Here is a 21,951-nt window from a genome sequence, read left to right as displayed (position 1 = left end):
CCGCGCTCCGCGCTTCCACGTCGAGGTTGAAGTGGTTGAACTCGGCGCTGGGTTGGGAGGCCAGGTCGTCGCCGCCCAGCCGAGGCAGGACCGCCGACTGGCGAGGCCTGCAATACGAGGTGGAGACGGAGGGTCAGCGAAGTGCGTTGCGATCGACGGCATCGGTGAACGCGCTCCAGGCCTTCGGACTGAACGTGAGGACGGCACCCAGGCTGTCCTTGGAGTCGCGCACGGCGACAGTGTCGGCGAGGTTGGTGGCGACTTCGACGCAGTCGCCGCCGTTGTCGCCGCTGCGGGTGCTCTTGCGCCAGACGGCGCCGGTCAGGTCAGTCATGCCGTATCTCCCCAGCGATCCGCTTGATCATGTCAGTCGATTCTGCCTCGCCGAGGGCCAGCGCATCGAGCCCTATCCAGACGCGCTCGTAGGCGGCCAACTCGTCAGGCTTGTCGAGGTAGAGCGCCCCAGTCAACGATTCGCTGTAGACCACGGACGGCTCCGGCGCGGCACGGCCACCCTTGGTCGTCGGGAAGTCGAGGATCACGAAGGATCCCGCAACCGCGCCGGGCTGGGGGCCTGCTGCCAGTGGCAGCACCCTGACGCTGACGTTCGGTAGCTCGGACAGCTTGGTGAGGTGAGCGAGCTGCTCGGTCATGACCGGCGACCCGCCAACGCGACGGCGGAGTACCGCCTCAGACAGGACGGACTCAAGCCTGGGAGCTGCCGGCAAGCGCCGAAAGAGCAATGCCTGCCGTTGAAGTCGGACCTGTACGGCCCGCTCGCGTTCCTCCTCGCTCAGCATCCCGCCGAGGCGGTAGAGCGCGCGGGCGTACTCCTTCGTCTGCAGGAGCCCAGGAATGAGAGATTCGTCGTAACGACGGAGTTGTGAGGCGGCGGATTCCAGCCCCACGTACAGCTCGAACCAGCTCGGCACCGCATCCCCGTACGCGTGCCACCAGCCCTTCGACTTCGTTTCCATGGCCAGCCCGCGCATCGCCTCGGTCATCTCGGGCGACACCCCGTACAACTCGCACATCGCCTTGACGTCGAGCACCCGGACCGAACCTTGGCCGCATTCGAGGCGCCAGATCTTCTGCCGGCTGTATTCGAGGGCTTCGGCGGCGGCGTCGAGCGTCACCCCGGCCTCGTTGCGGAACTGCCGCAGCAGCCGGCCGAGTTGCCGGCGCGGCACGGTCGATCCGATGTCTTCGGGCATCCGCACACTCCCTGGTTCCAGCACGCAACACTGCGTGACCCGCTCCTGCAACTCCTACGGGTTGCGGCAAAGAAAGTCAATGCACAACGGCGAAATTGCGGTCTGGAACGTTGCGTTTCCGCTGCGGACTGTCGCAGGCTGGTCACAGCACGGCGGCCGGCCCGTCCCCCCGAACGGCCACCGTGCCTCCGAACACCCCTCGCCCCTCCGATCAGGAAGGCAGGCAGACATGAACGCCAGAAACCAGCGCCCAGAGCCGCCGAGCGACGGTGCTTCCTACCGCTTCGGCGCGTACACCGGTCTGCTGCCGTGGCAGGTGCGTGAGCGCCGCTTCGCGCCGGTTGGGCTTGGACGTCGCGGTCTGAACCCCGACGACGTGTACGCCTTCCTCGACCGGGTCGCCGGCGACATGGCCGCCGTCTACGCCGCCCTCGCCGAGAGCCGCCGCGGGACCGCCCGGGTCGAGGCCGAGCTGCATCGCTGGCAGACCGATCAGGCCCGCGCCCGCAACGAGCGGGGCCAAACCCGATGAGCCAGCGGTATGTCATCCATCTGCCCGTGACCGCCGCCAACCTGCCGGCCGCACAGCGCCTAGCCCGGGTCATCGGCCGCTGGATGTCCGTGCTGCCGACGACCGATCCCGGGGAAACCACGGTGTCCGAGGAGGATCAGCAGTTCCTCCGCCACCGGGTCTTCTGTGACCAGCTGATGCCCGGCGGTCGACGCTGTGTGCTCCGCGCCGACCACGACGGCGACTGCTCCCGCCGCCTGCGCCGCTGACAGCCGGTCCAACCCGCGATACCTGCGAACGCGCTTCCACTGCCGGTCAGGACATAGGCGGTACCGATCCTACGAGCCGCAATCACGTATGGCTATCAATCGATTGCAGGATGTGCCCGACGTGAAGCGCCGGTAATCCTGAAGGGCCAGCCCACGGCTGCAGGGGGATTCATGGGTAGTCCCGCACGTCGCCGTCATACGCCCTCCAGTGAACGTCAGTTACGCCTGGTGCCAGATCCAACCGCCCAGGCAGTGGCTGCGTTCGGCGCCCGAGTCGCGCAGAAGAGCGGTCGCGGCGGCGATCCCGAGGATCAGTTGCGCAGTCCTCTGGAGGAACTGCTTCGTCGTATGGGCCAGCACCTGGGAGTCGACGCCATTCCATACGGAGAGGTCCGGCTCGACGTGGTGCGTGCGCGCCCCGACTTCGCCGTGGACGTCGGGGGAGTCCGCGTGGGATATGTCGAGCTGAAAGCCGACGGGCACGGGATCCCCTCGACCTGGCGTCGCCCCACGAAGCATGAGCGCCTGCAGTGGGAGAAGCTCAAGGCCCTACCGAACGTCCTCTACTCCGACGGCACTACCTGGGCGAGATACACCTACGGGGAACTGGCTGGCTCCGTTGTTCACCTGGAGGGCGACCTCTCCGGCGGTCGGCGTCCGCTGCGGGCGACCGGGCCGGAGTTCGAAGCCCTCATCCAGGAGTTTCTGCTGTGGCAGCCCGAACAGCCGAGGACGCTGGCCCAGCTCATTCGGATCGTTGCCGGGCTGTGTCGGCTGCTGCGCGACGAGGTTGGCGCGATCCTCGCGGACCCCACCCGTGATCTGGCCCACGAGGAGTTGTCGCTGCTCGCGGATGACTGGCGTGACCTGCTCTTTCCCGAATTGGATGACGCCGGCTTCGCGGACGCCTACGCCCAGACCGTCACCTTCGCACTGCTCCTTGCCCGCATCGACGGAATCGTCTTCGACGAGACCCCGATGCACGAGATCGCCCGTCTGCTCGGCAAGAAGCACTCCCTCATGGGCCGGGCTTTGGCGGTGCTGACCGACAACGACGCCGCCTACGAGCTTCGGATGATCGATACCTTGTTGCGGGTCATCGGTTGTGTGGACTGGAGCACCATCGACAACGGGCGGGGCGATATCCACGCCGACTTGTACGAGCGCTTCTTGTCCATCTACGACCCCACGCTGCGGCGGCGCAGCGGATCCTTCTACACTCCACAGCCCGTCGCGGGTGCGGTCGTCGACTTTGTGGACGAGATTCTGCGTGACCGGTTCGATCGTTCGTGGGGGTTCGCCGCCCATGATGTCACTGTCGTGGATCCCGCCATGGGTACCGGGACCTTCCTCGTCGAGGTCTTACGAGCAGTCTCGGCGACGATCGACGCCAAGCAGGGTGCGGGCGCGCGAGGACCACGGTTGCGGCAGTTCTTCCAACAGCGTCTCGTCGGCTTCGAGATTCAGGCCGCGCCCTACGCCGTCACCGAACTTCGGCTGCACCAGGCGATGAAGGCGCAGTTCAACACCGAACTGCCCCCATCCGAATACCGGTTTCTCACCGACGCGTTGGAAGATCCCGATACCCAACAGAGCCGGCTGCGCGCGGCGGCGTACCGGATCCTTGACCGCTCGCGTCTGGAGGCAAACCGGATCAAGCGTGAGATGCCGGTCATGGTCGTGGTGGGCAATCCACCGCACGTAGAGAACACGCGAGGCCGAGCACCGTGGATCGAAGAGCGGCGGAAGACGCCGCTTCTTCCGGGCACCTGTCCCGATCGGCCCTCGCTCGACGAGTTCCGGGTGCCCGGCGGAGGCCGCTACGAGTCGGACCTCTACGGGCTGCCGTGGTGCTTCTGGCGCTGGGCGCTGTGGAAGGCGTTCGAGGCTCACCCCGGGGAACCGCAGGGGATCGTGGCCTTTGTGACGCCGTCGAGCTTCGTCAAGGGCAAGTCCTTCGAGGGCATGCGCGAGTACCTTCGACGAACCTGCGACGAGGGATGGATCATCGAGCTGTCCCCTGAGGGGAACCGACCGCAGCAGCACACCCGCCTTTTCGGGCCCGATGTCGGGCGGCAGCTCTGCGTTGCTGTTTTCGCTCGCTACGGCCCAGGCGACCGGACCACTCCGGCGACGGTTAGGACCGTGTCACTGAACGGCGCGAGGGAAGACAAGCTCCTGCGGTTGCAGGAGCTGTGCCTCGCCGATCCGGGGTGGCAGCGGTGCCGCGCGGACTGGCGGGCGCCGTTCCTGCCGGAATCCGACACCGATTGGGGCCGCTACCCGGGATTGAAGCAGCTCTTTCCGGAGTCGTCACGCGGCGTGACGGCAGGACGGACCTGGATCTACTCCCCGGATGCCGACACCCTTCGCCGCCGCTGGCGCAAATTCGTGCAGGCGGGGGAGGGCCTGCGCCGGCTGATGCTACCCGAGTCTGAGGAGCGCACGCTCGACAGCGTCGTCCGACCGCTGCCCGGGATGCCGGCACCGGACGGGCCGCTCGTTGCGGAGACGGGCCCGGCGCCGATGCCGGTGAGGGTCGCCTACCGCTCGTTCGACCGGCAGTGGGTGCTGCCGGACAGCCGGCTCATGGCGAGGCCACGACCACCGCTCTGGGCAATCCGGTCACCGCACCAGATCTACCTGACCGAGCAGAACAGTCAACCGATCGACAGCGGTCCGGGCGTGACCTTCACCCAGCTGATACCCGACCTGCACCACTACAACGGCCGTAGCGGGCGGGTCTTCCCGCTCTACTGCGACACCTCGGCCGAGCGACCCAACGTCGCACCAGGGCTGTGCGCAATGCTGGCCGAGACGCTCGGTACCGAGGTGGCGGCCGCCGATGTGATGGCCTACGTAGCCGCAGTCACCGCCCACCCCGGCTACACCGAGCGGTTTAGGCAGGAGCTGCAGCACCCCGGCGTTCGGGTGCCGCTGACAGCGGGTGCCAACAGCTGGGCCGAGGCGGTGTCGATCGGTCGCGAGGTGTTGTGGCTGCACACCTTCGGGCAGATCAGCCTGGGCGAGCGCCCGATCTCGTTCCGCGACTTCGTTGACGAGGCAGCGCCAAGGGTGCAGGCGGCGATACCGGACGAGCCGGGAGCCCTCCCCGACAGCATCTCCTGGGAGGCGGACAGCGAGACGTTGCTGGTCGGCAGCGGGCGCATCGCTCCCGTTCACCGTCGAGTCTGGGAGTACGACGTCGGTGGGATGAGAGTTCTCCGGCACTGGTTCAACTATCGCTGCGCACACCAACGCCACCGCCGTCGCTCCTCTCCGCTGGATGACGAGGAGCTGAACCGGTGGAGTAGCGACCTCACCGACGAGCTGCTGGAAATCCTCGCGGTGCTCGGCGGTTGCGTGGCTGCCGAACAGCGGCAGCTGGAACTACTGGATCGCATCTGCGCCGGTCGGCTGATCTCTGTGGCAGACCTGTCGGCCGGCGGCGTCCTGCCGGTACAGGGAGCCGCCAAGCTCACCACGGTTGACGAAGGGCGTATCCCGAGGTTGTTCTGACGGCTTCCCGTCAATGCGCCCCCGACCGCTCGGGACACGTCAACAGGCGTAGCGGTGCTCGCGAAGCAGTCGCCTTGCCCTCTCCGGATCGGGACTCTCACCGACCCAGCCCTTCGTCGTGGGTGACGTCGTAGCCGCTCTGGCGCAGCTTCGCCAACAGCTCACCCGGGCCGTGGAGACGGCCGGGTCTTCGAGGTGCTCGACCTCAAGCCGGGCACAGTCGCCTCACCCACGGCTGACGAGTCAGGTCTGGGCTGCTTCAGGCGAGGCCGTGCTCGTCCGGCCGGGTGTTGAGGACCCAGGCGAGCGGCATGGTCGCACGGGCGACGTACTGGTCGCCGTCGAGGCGGTGCATGGTGACGGTCTGCGCCGCATCCTGGTCGACCACCCAATACTGGGGGATGTTGGCGGCGGCGTATTCACTGCGCTTGGTCACCGTGTCGACACCCTCGGAGCCAGGTGAAACGATCTCGATCACAAGGAGCACGTCGGCGACTGGCAACCACACGCCGTCTGCCTGAGCCTTACTCCAAACGACGAGGTCAGGAATACGTCCGCCGACGCCGCCGTCACGACCCGGTATGCGCAAGCCGACAGCTTGAGCGATGTGCTCCGCCGGGACACCGCCCTGAGCCAGCCACACCATGAGCCGGGTCGCGATGATTGCGTGGTTGTACCCCGGCGGCGGCATGATCGAGACGACTCCCTCGGGGCTGATCTCGTACCGGTGGTTCTCGTCGGCGGCCATCATCGCCGTCAGGTCATCGAGCGTCACGACCGGGGGCATGTACCTGCCAACCGCCTCTGAGCTCATGGGCGCATCGTACCGGTTGGCCGCCCCACTCCGGGCCTGGTGGAACCTCACCATTGCCCGCGTCGGTCCGCTACCCGCGCCCTGGTCCGACGTGACCGCCGTGGATGGCATGGGCGTGGGTGCCGGCCACCACATTCAGGTTGTGTCGCTCGACGCCACGGGCCGCGAGGAGGGGACCCAGGACCAGGTATGCGATCCAGGTCAGGGGCATCGTCACCAGGCCGACGACAACGAAGATGAGCAGGAAGTTGATCCAGAAGAGCCCCCAGAAGGACAGCATCAGGATCACCCCGGGAGCCGTTCGCCCGGCGTACAGGTTGCCCACACCGAAGATGCCGAAGAGGCCAAGGACCAGCTCAAGGGCGATGGCGGCACCGGCGGACTTCTGCGGTACGAGCACCGCCTGCGGCCCGACGTACACCGGCTGCACCAGAGCCGGCAGGTGCTCGGTCGGCGGCAACTGCCTTTGTTGGTAAGGATCGGGATGAGTCACCGCACGAGTCTCGCGTGCGAACAGTCGGCGAGTCACCCGCCGTTTGGTCCCGTGCACCGACTGCAAGGGCCGCCCCCACATCCGTGTGGACACCCATCGGGGTCAGCGGACGCCGCACCCGGCAGACGATTCACCGCCGATTCGGGACCAGATCGACAAGGATTGTCTCCGTGACGAGCGACAACGTGCACCGGGGTTGGAGTAGCCGGACCGCCTGGGAGGGGCGGTTCAACGCTCCGCTGCGTGCGTTCCTGCGTACCGAGACCGGCGGTGCCCGGGTGGTGGTGGTCGCCGCGGTGGTGGCTCTCGGCTGGGCCAATCTGCACCTGTCGTCGTACGAGTCGGTCTGGGGCACGTCGTTCTCGGTGCGGCTCGGCGACTGGTCCCTGTCACACGATCTGCGTACCTGGGTCAACAGCGGCCTCATGACCTTCTTCTTCCTGGTAGCCGGGCTGGAGTTGCGCCGCGAGTTCGACATCGGGGAGTTGCGGGATCGGCGTCGACTGGCGTTGCCGATGCTCGCCGGTTTCGGCGGCATGCTCCTGCCCATCGCGATCTATCTGGTGATCAACGCCGGGCACACCACGGCCGGAGGCTGGGGAGTGGTGATGTCCACGGACACAGCGCTCGCCCTCGGTGCGCTGGCCGTCTTCGGGCCGCGCTTCTCGGATCGGCTGCGCGGTTTCCTGCTGACCGTCGCCGTCGTCGACGACGTGGTCGCGATCGTGGTGCTGGCCATCGCGTACCCGCATCATCCCTCGCTGTCGGCGCTGCTCATCGCGGTGCTGATCTTCGGTGTCGTCCTGCTCGTCCGGGCCTTGGGTGTGCGGTTCGGGCCCGTCTTCGGGCTGCTGGGGGTGGCGGCCTGGGTGGCGGTCTCGGAGTCCGGTGTCGACCCGGTGGTGGTGGGCCTGGTGATGGGGTTGCTGACCTACGCCTACGCTCCCGGCCGCAGCGACCTGCAACGGGCCAGCGACCAGTTCCGCCTCTTCCGGGAGCAGCCCACCCCGCAGCTCGCCCGGATGGCGCGGGCCGGGCTCACCTCGGCGCTGTCGCCGAACGAGCGGCTCCAGAGCATCTACCACCCGTGGGCGAGCTACCTGGTCGTGCCGCTCTTCGCGCTCGCCAACGCCGGGATCGTGATCGACGGCGACCTGCTGGGCCGGGCCGTGGTCTCGCCGGTCACCGTCGGCGTCGTGGTCGCGTACGTCGTCGGTAAGCCGGCCGGGATCGTGGCTGTCTCGTGGTTGGTGGCCCGGCTCAGCGGTAACCGGTTCCGGCCACCCGTGGGCTGGGTCGCCGTCGCGGGGGTCGGCACCGTCTCCGGCATCGGGTTCACCGTGGCGCTGCTCATCGCCACGCATGCCCTGAGCGGCCCGGCCCTGGACGAGGCGAAGCTCGGCATCCTCGTCGCGACGGTTGGCGCGTCCCTCGTCACCTGGCTGGTGTTCCGCGCGGTCGGGCGACTGTCGCCGGCGCGGCGGTCACGGGCGCTGCTGGGCGTCACCGAGGGCATCGTCGACCTGATGCTGCCGGTCGACCCGGATCGCGACCACCTGCGCGGTTCGCTCGACGCGCCGGTGACCGTCGTGGAGTACGGCGACTTCGAGTGCCCCTACTGCGGGCAGGCCGAGCCGGTGGTCCGGGAACTGCTTGCCGACTTCGCCAACATCCGGTACGTCTGGCGGCACCTGCCGCTCACCGACGTCCACCCGCACGCCCAACTCGCCGCCGAGGCCGCCGAGGCGGCGGGGGAGCAGGGCGCGTTCTGGGAGATGCACGATCTGCTGCTCGCGCACCAGGACGCCCTCGGCCCCACCGATGTGCTCGGCTACGCCGAACAGCTCGGCCTGGACCTCGACCGGTTCCGGGAGCACATGGTGAAACGGATGGGCGTCGACCGGGTCGCCGAGGACGTCGACTCCGCCGACCTCAGCGGTGTCACCGGCACCCTGACGTTCTTCATCAACGGTCGGCGGCACCACGGCGCGTACGACATCACCGCGCTGTCGGCGGCGGTGAAGGGGGCGTTCGCCAGCGCGAGACTCCGTCCCGAGTACCACCCCCGGCCTCCCGGACGACGTGCGGGCGGGCCGGTGAGCTGACCGTGCGGGCCGTCGGGCCTCGTACCCCGCCGCAACGTCCGCGCTCTACGATCCGGGCATGCGGACCGAGCCCTCCGGTGTGGCCTCAGCCCTTGAGCTGGCCTCGATCCCCCTCACACCGGACGCCGCGGACGTCTACCGCGATCTGCTGAGAATGGCGCCCGTGGCGCAGCGGGAGTTCCTGTCCACCGCCTCGCCGCGTGACGCTCGGGCGCTTGCCGGGCTGCTGACCAGCGGAGCGGTGCACCGCGACACGGCCGGTGTGCTGCACGTCCGGCCGCCGCGCAGCGCGTTGGAGAGCTGGGCCGCGCAACGGGAGATGGAGGCCGCCCAGGCCCGTGCCGTGGCGGAGACGCTGTCCGGGCTCTACACGGCGGTGCACGGAACGGGGGCGGCGTTCGTCGAGGTCATCGAGGGCAAGGACGCCGTCCGCGAGCTGTTCCGCCAGCTCCAGGCCGGTGCCGGTACGGAGGTGCGAGGTCTGGAACGCGGACCGTACCTGCGCGACACCACGCGGGTCCCGGAGGAGGTGCAGTACGACGCGCTGCGGCGCGGGCTGCGCTACCGCTGCGTCTACGAGGGCGAGCTGCTGCACGACGAGGCGATGCTGGCGGCGGTGCGTGCCGCTGTCGGCGCCGGGGAGCAGGCGCGGGTCTTCCCGGAGCTTCCACTGAAGATGATGCTCGCCGACAACGATCGTGGCCTCATCATCCTGCCGCGCGCCAGCGGTGACGACGCCGACGCGATGCTTGTGCACCGCTCCCGGCTGTTGGATGGGCTTTCCGAGTTGTTCGAGGTGTTCTGGCGTCTGGGTGCGCCGATCCACGCCACCACCGACACCGCCCAACCGGACGCCGAGCCGACCGCCACCACGCAACGGTTGCTCGCGCTGCTCACCGCGGGCCTGACCGACGAGGCCATCGCCCGTGACCTCGGCATCAGCAACCGCACCGTGCACCGGCGGGTCAGTCGCCTCCAGGAATTGCTCGGCGCGCGCAGCCGGTTCCAACTCGGTGTGCAGGCCACCCGCCGCGGCTGGCTGTGACTGGCCGGATCATGCCATGGCCGGTCTTCGTCATCCCGGGACCGCAGCGGCGAAACACTCCTGGTCCAAGGTGAAGGCGATTCGATCATCCGCTCCATGAGAGGACGGGACGATGCCCCATCCCACGACCGGGTCGCGCCGCCCCCATCGCGTGCGCCGGCCGGCCGCCTTCCTCGCCGCGACAGTGGTCGGCGCCGTCCTGGTCAGCGGCGCCGCCGTGACCCCGGCCGCCGCGGCCAGCACCGCCGAGCCGGACACCGCCGCCCTGGCCGCGTCCCTCACCAGCCAGCGGCTCACCTGGGAGCCGTGCGGGTTGCCTGACGTCAGCCCCGAGGACGAGGCGCACCTGCTGCTCACCTGCGCGACTGTCACCGTGCCACGGGACTGGCACAACCCGCGCGACGGGCACACGATCCAGGTCCGGATCAGTCGGACCGTCGCCTCCGGCAGCGACCGCAAGGGCATCCTGTTGGTCAACCCCGGCGGCCCCGGTGGCAGTGGCCTGTCGCTGGCGCCGTACGTGGCGCGGTCCGCGCCGACCCTCGCCGAGCACTACGACGTGATCGGCTTCGACCCGCGTGGGGTCGGGCAGAGCACCCCGCTGCTCTGCACCGTCACCTACCGCGACACCGACAACACCAACGACCTGATCACCCAGGCAAACGTGGCCGGCTGTCGGGGCACCGAGCTGACGAAGTACATCACCACCGAGCAGACCACGTACGACATGGACTTCATCCGGGTGCTGCTGGGTGAGCGCAAGCTCAACTACCTCGGCTACTCGTACGGGACCTGGCTGGGCACCTGGTATGCCGCCACGTTCGGAAGCCGTACGAACCGGATGGTGCTCGACTCGGTGGCCGCGGTCGGTTCCCCGACGTTGCAGGAGACCTGGGACCTGCAACCGTTCACCCGCGACCGGGCGTTCCAGGAGCAACTGCTGCCGTACATGGCGCGTCATGATGACCTGTACGGCCGGGGCACCGACCCGATGAAGATCCGGGAGATGTTCGAGCGGGCCGGCGGCACCCGCGTCGGCATGGCGCCGTTCATGTTCGGCTGGTTCATCCTGGGCGCCCTCTACGACACCCAGAACTACCCGACCGCCGCGGCGGCGGTGAACACGGTGATCCAGTACTACGAGGAGTGGAACGGCTGGACGCCCGAGCAGATTCTCAGCGCGGCGACGGCGAAGATGCTCGCCGCACCGGGGATCAGCGTCGACGACCGGGCGTACATCGAGCAGTCGCGGAGCATCGCAGCGACGGCGCTGAAGACCCAGCCTGGCCGGGCTCTGCTGCCGCAGGGCACCGACGAGTACACGTACGACATCGACTACGTCTTCGAGGTGATCCGCTGCCAGGACGGGCAGTGGAACGACAGCATCGCGCACTGGAACGCGTTCAGCCGTCGCCTGACCCGCGACGCCCCCGTGGTCGCCCCGTTCCTGCAGAACCCGCCGGCGTGCGCGTACTGGCCGACGAGCAACCGGATGCCGAAGCCCGACAACAAGACGTTTCCCAAGGTGCTGATGTTGCAGGACGAGCTCGACGTCGCCACGGCGTACGAGGGTGCCCTGGCGGCGTCGAAGAAGCTGCCCGGCGCGTCGATGATCAGCGTCGACAACGAGGGCAGCCACGGGGTCTTCCCGTACTACACGCCGTGCGTGGACGACCCGGTGTACGCCTACCTGCTGGACGGTCGGCTGCCCGCCGAGAAGTACACCGGGTGCCAGGCGGTGCCACTTCCGGGCGACACCGCCGTCTTCGAGGTGGGTGGAAAGCTGACCGGCAAGGGGACGGTGCGGACCCGCCTGATCACCGACGACATGCGGACGGCGAACCGCATGCTCAAGCGGATGCTGCGCACCGAGCCGGGGCCGTCGTACCCGGAGTGACCCGTCGTGGGGTGCGGGCGGCGCACGGCCGCCCGCACCCTGTCAACTGATGGGGCTGCGTGCCCGACCGGACTGATCCGCATCGGCGTCGCGTCGGTGGGGATGTGCTCGTGGTGGCTCGCCGGCCGCCGCGAGGGCACTGTCCTCTCAGTTGGCCGGGAGAACGGCGAGCCGGTTGGCGCGGCGGCCTGCGATGGCTACGACGACGGCCAGGGCCAACGCGATCAGGAAGAAGACGTCGGCGCCGGTGAAGGCGGCGTGAAAACCGGCGGTCGGGTCGGTCGCGGAGCTGGCGCGGGTGTACGCGATGGTCAGGATCGCGATGCCGAGTGAACCGCCGAGTTGGTGGGCGACGTTGACGAGGCCCGACGCGGCGCCTGCGTCCTGCGGCTCGACCCCGGCGACGCCGCCCTGGGTCATCAAGACGATCGCGATGCCCTGGCCGATTCCGATCACCAGCAGCGGCAGCAGAACATCCGGGAAGTAGCTGGAGCCGGTCGAGATCCGGGACAGCCACGCCATGCCGACCAGCGCGGTGGCGAGGGACGCCACCAGCAGTACGGGACGGCCGAGCCGGTTCTGCAGGGGCCGGTTGGCGTACACCATGGCGAAGAACATGCCGGTGATGGGAACGTACGCGAAGCCGGTCTGCAGGGCGCTGAGGTGCAGCACCTCCTGGAGGTACTGGCTGAGGAAGTAGAAGGTGGAGAAGGTCGCGCCGACGATGAGGATCCGGCCGGCGTACGCCGCGGAGCGTTCCGCGCTGACGAAGAGTCGCAGTGGGGTGATCGGCTGGGGTGCCCGGTGTTCGATCAGCACGAAGGCCACCAGCAGGACGGCGCCGAGGCCCAGCGAGACCACGGTGGCCGGTGCGCTCCAGCCGGCTGCGGCGGCCTGGATGAAGCCGTACACCAGGGCGGTCATGCCGGTGATGGAGGTCAGCGCGCCGCCGAGGTCGAAGGTGCCGGAGCGGCGTTCGGTCTCGACCAGGAACCGGGGTGCGAGCAGCGCGATGGCGATGCCGATCGGGACGTTGACGAGCATTCCCCAGCGCCAGGAGAGCAGGTCGGTGAAGACGCCGCCGACCACGATCCCGACGCTGCCGCCAGCGCCGATGACCGCGCTGTAGAGGGCGATCACCCTGGCCCGGTCGCCCGGCTGGGGGTGGTCGGCCACCAGCAGCGCGAGCGTGGAGGGCACCGCGAGCGCGGCGGCGAGCCCCTGCACGACGCGGGCGCTGATCAGCCAACCGCCGCTCTGTGCGAGGCCGGCGGCGAGCGACGCCGCGGTGAACAGGGTGATCCCGGCGAGGAACACCCGGCGGCGGCCGAGCAGGTCGCCGGCCCGGGCGCCGAGCAGGAGCAGGCCACCGAAGGCCAGGACATAGGCGTTCTGTACCCAGGAGAGCCCGGACTGGGAGAAACCGAACTGCCGCTGCACGTGCGGCAGCGCGGTCGTGATGATCGAGGTGTCCAGGGTCATCATCAGCTGCGAGCCGAGGATGAGTGCCAGAGCGATCCCGCGACGGGAAGCGGGAGTCGGGGACATGGTCCGCCTTCTTTCGGGCTAGACTGATAGGAGACCTCCGGATAAGCGGAGGCGCACTATCACTCTAGTGATAGCCGGCCTCCGGTTGCTAGCGCTGGGAGACATCGGCATCGTGACGGCCCTCACCCACCTGCGCGTGGCCCGCCCGCACCGGGCGGACGCCGCCCGCAACTACGACGCGATCCTGGCGGCGGCCCGGGCCGCCTTCGCCGAGCAGGGCGCGGAGGCCCCGCTGGAGGAGATCGCCCGCCGTGCCGGGGTGGGCATCGCGACGCTGTACCGCAACTTCCCGACCCGTGAGGTGCTGATCGAGAACGTCTACGTCACCGAGGTCGAGGCGGTGTGCGCGACGGCCGGAGAAGCCGAGGGCCTCGCCCCCCGCGACGGCCTGTACCTGTGGTTGCGGCGCTTCGTGGAGTACATCGGGGCGAAGCAGCCGCTGGCCGCCGGCCTGAACCGGGAGTCCACCGCCTACCTGGAGTGCCGGCGGGCGCTCTACGCCGCCGGTGGGCCGTTGCTGGAGCGGGCGCAGCGGGCGCGCGAGGTGCGCGCCGACGTGACGATCGACGACGTGATGCGGCTGACCAGTGCCATCGCCTCCGGGCACTTTCCTCGCGCCGACCAGCGCGATCACGTGCTCACGGTCGCCCTCGACGGGTTGAGCACACAGCCAGAGTGACCTCGACCGACCGTCGGCACATCGATGTCCGAAGTGGAACAGCTGCGGAACGTGTTCGGGGAATCACGATCGACTTGGACCCTTGACTCTCGGGAAACATCGGGCCACCATCTGACAACGTTGTCACGGCCCCCGCCACCTGACAACGTTGTCATGTCTGGAGGCAAGATGTCCGAGCCATCGCCGATTTCCCGGCGTACCTTCCTCTCCGCCGGCGCGACGCTGCTGGCGTCGGTCGGGGTGACCGCGGCCCTGCCGGATGCCCTTGCGTCCGCCGCCGGGCCGGCGCCGACCGCCACCGACCTTGCCCGGTACCGTCCGGTGACCGTCTCCTCGACCGACTACGCGCCGACGCCCGCCGCCTTCGCCGTGGACGGCCTGCCGCAGGTCGGCGTCCGGGGGAGTGGGTGGCGCGCCGCAAACGGCGATCCACAGTGGATCTCGGTGGATCTCCAGGCGATGTGCCGGGTCGAGGCCGTCTCCCTGGTCTTCGAGGCCACGCTCACCGACCGGCCGTTCGACGGCAACTACACCGACACCGACGGCGACGAGATCCTCTCCAGCGCCGCGACGGCGTACCGGATCGAGGTCTCCACCGACGGCCGCGACTGGCGGTCGGTGTACGAGACCGCCGAGGGCCAGGGCGGAGTGCAGGCCATCAAGCTTCCGCAGCCGGTCACCGCCCGGTGGATCCGCATGACGGCCACGAAGCGCTCGAACAGCAACCCGGTGGGCCTCAACGGCTTCCAGGTCTACGGCGTCCCCCTGACCGACCGGCCGAAGGCCGAGGGCTGGACCAGCTGGGAGGGCGGCAACACCCGCCCGGCGCCCGAGCTCACGGTGGCCGCCGACGGTACGGTCCCGCTGGAGTCGGGCTGGTCGCTGACGATGGACGACTTCGCCGGCACCGCCGACGGCGCCGAACTCTCCCGTGCCGGCGTTGACGTCCGGTCCTGGCTGCCGGCGACGGTGCCCGGCACCGTGCTGGGCACCCTGGTCGACCAGGGCCACCTGCCCGACCCGGTGGCCGGCTTCAACAACATGCGCATCCCGGAGGCGCTGTCCCGGCACACCTGGTGGTACCGGCGCGCGTTGCGCCTGCCCCGTGACCTGGACACCTCGCCGGGCCGAAGGATCTGGCTGGAGTTCGACGGGATCAACCACGAGGCCACCGCCTGGGTCAACGGCGTGCAGGTCGGCAGCGTCAAGCACCCGTTCGCACGGGCGGCCTTCGACATCACCGACGCCCTGGCCGGTCACCGCGGCGAGCACGTCCTCGCCGTCCGGGTCACCCCGATGCCGCACCCGGGCACGCCCGGCGACAAGGGCCCCGACGGTCGCACCTTCCTCCAGTCGGCCCACCACTACCTCGACGCGCCGACCTACCTGGCGGTGTCCGGGTGGGACTGGATGCCCGCCGTCCGCGACCGGGTCACCGGCCTCTGGGACCACGTCCGCCTGCGCAGCACCGGCGCCGTGGTCATCGGCGATCCGCACGTCCAGACCACCCTGCCCGACCTGCCCGCCACCGACACGGCCGAGGTCACCATCCGGGTGCCGGTGCGCAACGCGGCGGCCACCGCCACCACGGTCACCGTGCGGGCGGAGTTCGACACGGTACGGGTCGAGTCCACGGTGACCGTCCCCGCGGGCGAGAGCACCACGGTCACCTTCGCACCGGAGCGCTTCCACGCGCTGCGGCTGCGCAATCCTCGGCTCTGGTGGCCCAACGGCTACGGCGAGCCCCACCTGTACGACCTCAAGCTCACCGCCACCGTCAAGCGCTCCGTCAGCGACCGGCGCAAGGTCCGCTTCGGTATCCGGGAGTTCGCCTACGACTGGCACCAGCCGATCGTCATCTCGCCGCCCGGCAAGCCCGCGCTGGAGTTCGTCGACGGCGCCGCGACCCAGACCGTCACGTTCGCCCGGCAGCACGCCCGGCACGTGCGCATCCAAGCGGGTCAGCGTGCCACCGGGTGGGGCATCTCGATGTTCTCGCTGTCGGTGGCCGATGGCACCGGCCCGGATCTCGCCCTGCACAAGGACGCGTCCGCGTCGTCGTCGGAGAACGACAGCAACGTGGCCGGCAAGGCCGTCGACGGCGACTCCGCGACCCGCTGGGCCTCGAAGGCCGAGGACAACCAGTGGATCCAGGTCGACCTGGGTGCCCCGGTCGACTTCGATCGGGTCACCATCGTCTGGGAGCAGGCGTACGCCCTCGGCTACCGCGTCCAGGTCTCCGCTGACGGGAATGCCTGGACCGACGTGAAGGCGGTCAGCAACGACACCCCGCTGGGCAGCCGCGCCACCCAGGTCGAGACGTTCGCGAGCCAGACCGCGCAGCACCTGCGCATCCAGACCGGCGCGCGGGTGACCTCGTGGGGTGTGTCCATGTGGGCGCTCTCGGTGCAGCGGCAGGCCGAGCCGGACGTCGACCTGGCCCTGGGCCGCACCGCCACTGCGTCGTCGTTCGACAGCGACTCCAACAGCCCGGACCGGGCCGTCGACGGCAACCCGCGTACCCGGTGGTCCTCGAAGTTCGAGGACAACCAGTGGATCCAGGTCGACCTCGGTGGGCCGGTCAGCTTCGACCAGGTCACGATCGTCTGGGAGCAGGCGTACGCCCGCGACTTCGTCATCCAGGTCTCCGACGACGGGCAGCGGTGGACCGACGTGAAGTCGGTCAGCAACGCCGTCACCCAACTGAAGATCAGCGTCAACGGTGTGCCGGTGTTCGCTCGAGGCGGTAACTGGGGCTGGGACGAACTGCTGCGCCGGGTGCTGCCCGACCGGTTGGCCGACACGGTCGAGATGCACCGCGACATGAACTTCACGATGATCCGCAACTGGCTCGGCAGCAGCAACCGCGAGGAGCTGTACCAGGCCTGCGACGAGCAGGGCATCCTCGTCTGGAACGACTTCTGGCAGGCCGGCCAGTTCCTGCCCAACCCACCCGGCTACGTGGATATCGCCGCGGACACCATCCGGCGCTTCCGCCACCACCCGAGCATCGTGGTGTGGTGCGGCGCCAACGAGGGTGACCCGCCGCCGATCGTGGACGCCGGGCTCAAGCAGGCCGCCGCCACCGAGCACCCGGAGATCCTCTACATCCCCAACTCGGCGGGCGGCATCGTCAGCGGCCACGGCCCGTACCACTGGGTGGAGCCGGCGACGTACAACAACAGGAACACCTACGACACGGGTGCGTTCGGCTTCCACACCGAGATCGGCATGCCGGTGATCCCGGTCGTCGAGAGCATGCGCAACCTCGTCGGCGACGCACCGGAGTGGCCGGCGAGCGAGGTGTGGAACTACCACGACTGGTCGACCATCGGTAACCAGCGCGTTAGCACCTACCAGGCCGCGATCGACGCGCGGCTCGGCGAGTCCGACTCCCTCGACGAGTTCGTCACCCGGGCGCAGTTCGTCAACTACGAGAGCCACCGCGCCATGTTCGAGGCGTGGAACGCCAACCTGTGGCAGGACGCCACCGGTCTGCTGCTGTGGATGTCGCACCCGGCGTGGCACAGCACGGTCTGGCAGACCTACGACTACGACCTCGACGTGAACGGCGCCTACTACGGTGCCCGCAAGGGTTGCGAGCCGCTGCACGTCCAGGCCGACCCGGGCACCTGGCAGGTGCGGGTGGTCAACCACACCGCCGAGGCGCTGGGTGGGCTCACGGTCACCGCCCGCCGCTACGACCTGAGCGGCCGATCACTGGGTGCGCCCCAGCGTCAGCGGGTGGACGTCGCCCGCTCGGCCACGACGCCGGTCTTCCCGCTCGCCGCGCCCGACGGTGGCGGGCTGCACCTGGTCCGACTGGAGCTGCGCGACAGCCGCGACCGGCTGCTCACGGAGAACACCTACTGGCGGTACGACGAGGCCGAGCAGATGCGGGCGCTCAACGACCTGCCGAGTACCCGACTGTCGACGTCGTCGAGCACCGTACGCGTCGTGGACGGCCGCAACACCGTCACCACGACGGTCCGCAACCAGGGTCGTACGGTCGCGGCACTGGTGCGACTCGCCGTGCGCGACCAGCGCGGTGACCGGGTTCTTCCCGCTCGCTACGCCGACAACTACTTCTGGCTGCTGCCGGGAGAGACCCGTCAGGTGCAGATCTCGTGGCCCGCGCGGTCTGGCCTCGCCCGCCAGGTCACGGTGACGGCGCAGGCGTACAACTCGGCCAGCAGCTAGGAGTGCGTGGTGGGAAGCGGCGCCCCGCTCGCCGCTTCCCACCACGACCCGGCCGGCTCTACCGTCGTCAGTGGATTACCCGGGGCCTGTTCATGGGGTGTTCCGGCGGTCGTCACGTCGGGCAGTTGGGATCAAGGAAGCAAAGGCCACACCATCTGCTTCCCGGAAGGTATCCCATCCATGTCGCAGTCCCCTCTGATGCTGCCGCGTCGTCACTTCCTCGCCCTCGGAGGTGTCGCCGCTGGCGCGGCTTTGGTCGGCGCCGCACCCGCCTCGGCGAACTCCGGCGTCTCGGACGACCGGTTGACCCTGCCGGGCTACGCGTTCACGCTCGGTGTCGCTTCCGGCGACCCGTTACCCGACGGGGTCGTTCTCTGGACCCGCCTGGCACCGGACCCGCTCGCACTCGACGGGCTCGGCGGCATGCCCGACCGCGCCGTCAACGTGCGGTGGGAGGTGGCGGAGGACGAGACGTTCCGCAGGGTGGTGCGTCGTGGCGTGGAGCGTGCCACGGCGGCGTGGGCGCACTCGGTGCACGTGGAGGTGCACGGGCTGCGGCCGGACCGCGTGTACTGGTACCGGTTCCGCGTCGCGGGCCAGGTCAGCCCGGTGGGCCGCACCCGTACGGCACCGCGGCCGGGGGCGGCCCTGCAATCGCTGACCTTCGCGTTCGCGAGTTGCCAGGCCTATACCGACGGTTATTTCACCGCGTACGAGCACATGGCCCGTGAGGACCTGGACCTCGTGGTCCACCTCGGCGACTACATCTACGAGGGCGGCGGCGCCGGATCGATCGGCCGGGCTCACCTTCCGGCCGCCGAGACGTTCTCTCTGACCGACTACCGGATCCGGTACTCCCAGTACAAGCTCGACCCGGCGCTGCAGGCCGCGCACCGGACCGCGCCGTGGGTGGTCGCCCCGGACGACCACGACGTGGAGAACAACTGGGCCGGTGACCACTCCCAGCCGGACACCGAGCCGGACCAGGACCCGGCCGTGTTCCGGCTGCGGCGTGCCGCCGCCTACCAGGCGTACTACGAGAACCTGCCGCTGCGCAGGTCGTCGATGCCCCGGGGCCCGGAGATGCAGGTCTACCGGCGCCTGACGTTCGGCGACCTGCTTCAGCTCGACGTTCTCGACACCCGGCGGTTCCGCGACCAGCAGCTCACCGACCAGTCGCTGCGCTGGGACCCCAACCGGCAGATGCTCGGCGCCGAGCAGGAGGCCTGGCTGTTGGCAGGCCTCGGTGCGTCCACCGCCCGGTGGAACGTGCTCGGCAACCAGGTCTTCGCGATGGAAGCCGATCACACCGGCGGCGCGGCCGAGACGTTCGGCATGGACACCTGGGACGGGTACGCGGCGGCGCGTCAGCGGCTCTTCGACGGTCTGGCGCAACGTAACGTCGACAACTTCCTCGTCATCACCGGTGACGCGCACCGGAGTGTCGCCGCGGATCTCAAGCTGGACTTCTCCGACCCGGCATCGCGCACGATCGGAACCGAGTTCCTCGGGACCGCGATCAGCTCGGGCGGCAACGGGCAGGACATGGACGCGCTCGGGGTGACCTGGCTGGCCGAGAATCCGCACATGAAGTTCCACAACTCCCAGCGTGGCTATCAGGTCTGTCACCTCGGCCACCGCGAGATGCGGACCGACTACCGGGTGGTGCCGTTCGTGAACGCGCCGGGCGCCCCGGTCACGACTCGGGCCAGCGTTAACGTGCAGAGCGGACGGCCCGGGGTGGCCCACGTGTCGGCGTAGCTGAACGTGGGCCCGGCGGTTGGTCACCGAGTCGGGATCTCCGGTGTCGGTGACCAGCCACCCGGCCACGGGACACGACGCGCGCCGTTCGCGGGCCCGCTTTGTCCATCGTGGTCACGCACGCGTCGGGTGCCGGAGAGCCATTCATGGAGGTCTTGCGGCGGTCATCGTATACAACATACGCTCCCCGAATCGCCCACTTGAGGAGCTCTCCATGACGAACCTCTCCGTCCGCGACACGTTTGTGCCCCGCCCCCGGGTGCTCCGGGCCGCCCTGGCGGCGTCCGCCGTCGTCTGCACTGTCGTCGCCTGCTCACCGGTGTCGGACAGCGAAGGCGGCGACCCGTCCGGCGGCGGCCAGTCGGCAGGCCAGGATTCCTTCGGTACGCCCGCGGACCCCGCCGCCGTGAAGCAGGGCGGCAAGCTGGTGGTGGCCCTCTCCGCCGAGCCCGACGCGCTGGACCCGACGCTGTCGAGAAGCCTCTACTCCCGCTACGTCTTCCAGGCGATGTGTCAGAAGCTCTACGACGTCAACGAGCAGGCGCAGGTCGTACCGCAGCTCGCGACCGCGCTGCCCACCACGAGCGGTGACGGCCGGACGGTGACCATTCCGCTGCGGCCCGGCGTGCGCTTCGCGGACGGCACGGCGTTCGACTCGGCAGCGGTGAAGGCCACCCTGCAACGCCACCTCACCAACGACCGGTCGGCGCGCAAGAGCGAACTCGGCCCCATCGACGGCGTCGACACCCCGGACGCGCAGACCGTCGTCCTGCGGCTGAAGCAGCCGTTCGCGCCCCTGCTCGGCGCCCTCGCCGACCGGGCCGGCATGATCATGAGCGCGCAGGCGCTGCGGACCCTGGGTGACAACTTCGCCTCCGCGCCGGTCTGCGTCGGCCCCTTCAAGTTCGCCAAGCGGGTGCCACAGAACTCCATCGAGGTCGTGCGGGACCCCAACTACTACGACGCCAGCAAGGTGCACCTGGACACCATCTCGTGGCGGATCCTCACCGACGCCAGCATCCGCGCGGCCAACCTGCGCTCCGGCGACGCGCAGGTCGCCGACTCGGTCTCCACCCAGGACGTCGCCTCGCTCCGCCAGGACGCGGCGGTCTCCGTCCTCCAGTCGCAGTCCCTCGGCTACCAGGGCCTGACCATCAACGTCGGCAACGTCGACGGCGTCGGCACCCCGGCCAAGCCCATCAACCGCCCCCTCGCCCAGAACGCCAAGGTGCGGCAGGCCTTCGAGCACGCCATCGACCGCAAGGCCCTGGTCGACGCGGTCTTCAACGGTCTGCACGCCGCCGCCTGCTCCCCGATCTCACCCGCGAGCGCGTTCTCGTCCCCCGAGGCGCAGACCTGCCCGGCCCACGACCCCGCCAAGGCCAAGCAGTTGCTGGCCGAGGCCGGCGTGCAGACGCCGTACGCGGTCACGATGCTCGCCTCGAACACCCCGGACACGCTGCGCCTCGCGCAGGCGTTGCAGTCCATGGTCAAGGACGGCGGATTCGACCTGAAGATCAACCCGGTGGAGTACTCGTCGCTCCTCGACGAGCAGGACCGCGGCAACTTCGAGCTGCTGCAACTGGGATGGAGCGGCCGCATCGACCCGGACGCCAACATCACGAACTTCGTCGGCACCGGCGCCAGCCAGAACGTCGCCGGCTACAGCAACCCGCAGCTCGACACACTGCTGACCCAGGCCCGGCAGGCCGGCGACGTCGAGGAGCGCAGGAAGCTGTACGGGCAGGCGGTCGGCCTGCTCCAGCAGGACGATGCCCTGATCTACCTCTACCGGCAGCGCAACCTGACCGCCGTCAGCAAGCAGATCCAGGGCCTCCAGGTCTACCCGGACGGTGTGATCCGGGCGGCCTTCGCCGGCTTCGGCAAGTAGTCCGC

14 protein-coding genes and 1 pseudogene are annotated in these 21,951 nt (G+C 69.4%); 10 read left to right on the top strand and 5 right to left on the bottom strand.

Features of this window, described 5'->3' with window-relative positions; genetic code table 11:
* Positions 1 to 133: 133 nt before the first annotated feature.
* Both AB0F61_RS19295 and AB0F61_RS19290 read right to left on the bottom strand, forming a co-directional pair.
* Positions 134 to 334 (bottom strand): DUF397 domain-containing protein, encoded by a 201-nt coding sequence (locus tag AB0F61_RS19295; protein WP_357811401.1) that lies wholly within the window; start codon positions 332 to 334, stop codon positions 134 to 136.
* Positions 327 to 1,214 carry a helix-turn-helix transcriptional regulator gene (locus AB0F61_RS19290; protein WP_357811398.1) on the bottom strand — a complete coding sequence of 296 codons (888 nt, stop codon included), beginning with the start codon at positions 1,212 to 1,214 and terminating at the stop codon, positions 327 to 329. Before AB0F61_RS19290 ends, AB0F61_RS19295 begins: the two co-directional genes overlap by 8 nt.
* 229 nt (positions 1,215 to 1,443) lie before the next feature.
* On the opposite strand from AB0F61_RS19290, the gene AB0F61_RS19285 reads away from it, so the two are divergent.
* The 3 genes from AB0F61_RS19285 to AB0F61_RS19275 all read left to right on the top strand — a co-directional run bounded on the left by AB0F61_RS19285 (position 1,444) and on the right by AB0F61_RS19275 (position 5,513).
* Entirely contained in the window at positions 1,444 to 1,746 is a 303-nt protein-coding gene (locus tag AB0F61_RS19285) for a DivIVA domain-containing protein (protein WP_357811395.1), read from the top strand.
* A complete protein-coding gene (locus AB0F61_RS19280; RefSeq protein ID WP_357811394.1) occupies positions 1,743 to 1,994 on the top strand; it encodes a hypothetical protein in 252 nt (83 codons plus the stop codon). The genes AB0F61_RS19285 and AB0F61_RS19280 overlap by 4 nt, the downstream gene beginning before the upstream one ends.
* A 252-nt stretch (positions 1,995 to 2,246) precedes the next feature.
* Positions 2,247 to 5,513, top strand: a complete 3,267-nt coding sequence (locus tag AB0F61_RS19275) for a type ISP restriction/modification enzyme (RefSeq protein WP_357811392.1) — start codon at positions 2,247 to 2,249, stop codon at positions 5,511 to 5,513.
* Between the two features lie 259 nt (positions 5,514 to 5,772).
* On the opposite strand, the gene AB0F61_RS19270 is transcribed toward AB0F61_RS19275, so the two are convergent.
* The gene (locus tag AB0F61_RS19270) at positions 5,773 to 6,327 is read right to left on the bottom strand and encodes a Uma2 family endonuclease (protein WP_357811390.1); all 555 of its coding nucleotides are present in this window, start codon (positions 6,325 to 6,327) and stop codon (positions 5,773 to 5,775) included.
* Between the two features lie 70 nt (positions 6,328 to 6,397).
* On the bottom strand, positions 6,398 to 6,820 hold the full coding sequence (locus AB0F61_RS19265) for a hypothetical protein (protein ID WP_357811388.1): 423 nt from the start codon (positions 6,818 to 6,820) through the stop codon (positions 6,398 to 6,400).
* 170 nt (positions 6,821 to 6,990) lie between these two features.
* On the opposite strand from AB0F61_RS19265, the pseudogene AB0F61_RS19260 reads away from it, so the two are divergent.
* The 3 genes and pseudogenes from AB0F61_RS19260 to AB0F61_RS19250 all read left to right on the top strand — a co-directional run.
* Positions 6,991 to 8,877: pseudogene (locus tag AB0F61_RS19260) on the top strand (Na+/H+ antiporter NhaA); the annotation flags it as partial.
* Positions 8,878 to 8,983: 106 nt separating this feature from the next.
* Positions 8,984 to 9,970, top strand: coding sequence for a LuxR C-terminal-related transcriptional regulator (locus AB0F61_RS19255; RefSeq protein WP_357811386.1), 987 nt, complete (start codon positions 8,984 to 8,986; stop codon positions 9,968 to 9,970).
* A 112-nt stretch (positions 9,971 to 10,082) separates the two neighbouring features.
* Positions 10,083 to 11,867, top strand: coding sequence for an alpha/beta hydrolase (locus AB0F61_RS19250; RefSeq protein WP_357811383.1), 1,785 nt, complete (start codon positions 10,083 to 10,085; stop codon positions 11,865 to 11,867).
* Between the two features lie 147 nt (positions 11,868 to 12,014).
* On the opposite strand, the gene AB0F61_RS19245 is transcribed toward AB0F61_RS19250, so the two are convergent.
* On the bottom strand, positions 12,015 to 13,415 hold the full coding sequence (locus AB0F61_RS19245; protein WP_357811381.1) for an MFS transporter: 1,401 nt from the start codon (positions 13,413 to 13,415) through the stop codon (positions 12,015 to 12,017).
* Between the two features lie 112 nt (positions 13,416 to 13,527).
* Between AB0F61_RS19245 and AB0F61_RS19240 the strand changes: the two genes are divergently transcribed.
* The 4 genes from AB0F61_RS19240 (at position 13,528) to AB0F61_RS19225 (ending at position 21,946) form a co-directional block, all read left to right on the top strand.
* The gene (locus tag AB0F61_RS19240; RefSeq protein ID WP_357811379.1) at positions 13,528 to 14,094 is read left to right on the top strand and encodes a TetR family transcriptional regulator; all 567 of its coding nucleotides are present in this window, start codon (positions 13,528 to 13,530) and stop codon (positions 14,092 to 14,094) included.
* Positions 14,095 to 14,262: 168 nt separating this feature from the next.
* Positions 14,263 to 18,294, top strand: a complete 4,032-nt coding sequence (locus AB0F61_RS19235; protein ID WP_357811377.1) for a discoidin domain-containing protein — start codon at positions 14,263 to 14,265, stop codon at positions 18,292 to 18,294.
* Positions 18,295 to 18,474: 180 nt separating this feature from the next.
* Positions 18,475 to 20,055: an alkaline phosphatase D family protein gene (locus tag AB0F61_RS19230; RefSeq protein WP_357811374.1), complete on the top strand. Its 1,581-nt coding sequence runs from the start codon at positions 18,475 to 18,477 to the stop codon at positions 20,053 to 20,055.
* Between the two features lie 214 nt (positions 20,056 to 20,269).
* On the top strand, positions 20,270 to 21,946 hold the full coding sequence (locus AB0F61_RS19225; RefSeq protein ID WP_357811371.1) for an ABC transporter substrate-binding protein: 1,677 nt from the start codon (positions 20,270 to 20,272) through the stop codon (positions 21,944 to 21,946).
* Positions 21,947 to 21,951: the final 5 nt, after the last annotated feature.

Source organism: Micromonospora sp. NPDC023888, assembly GCF_040639415.1.
Lineage (GTDB): Bacteria > Actinomycetota > Actinomycetes > Mycobacteriales > Micromonosporaceae > Micromonospora.
Note: the sequence above shows the minus strand (reverse complement) of the source record. Positions and strands in the feature narration are given on the sequence as shown.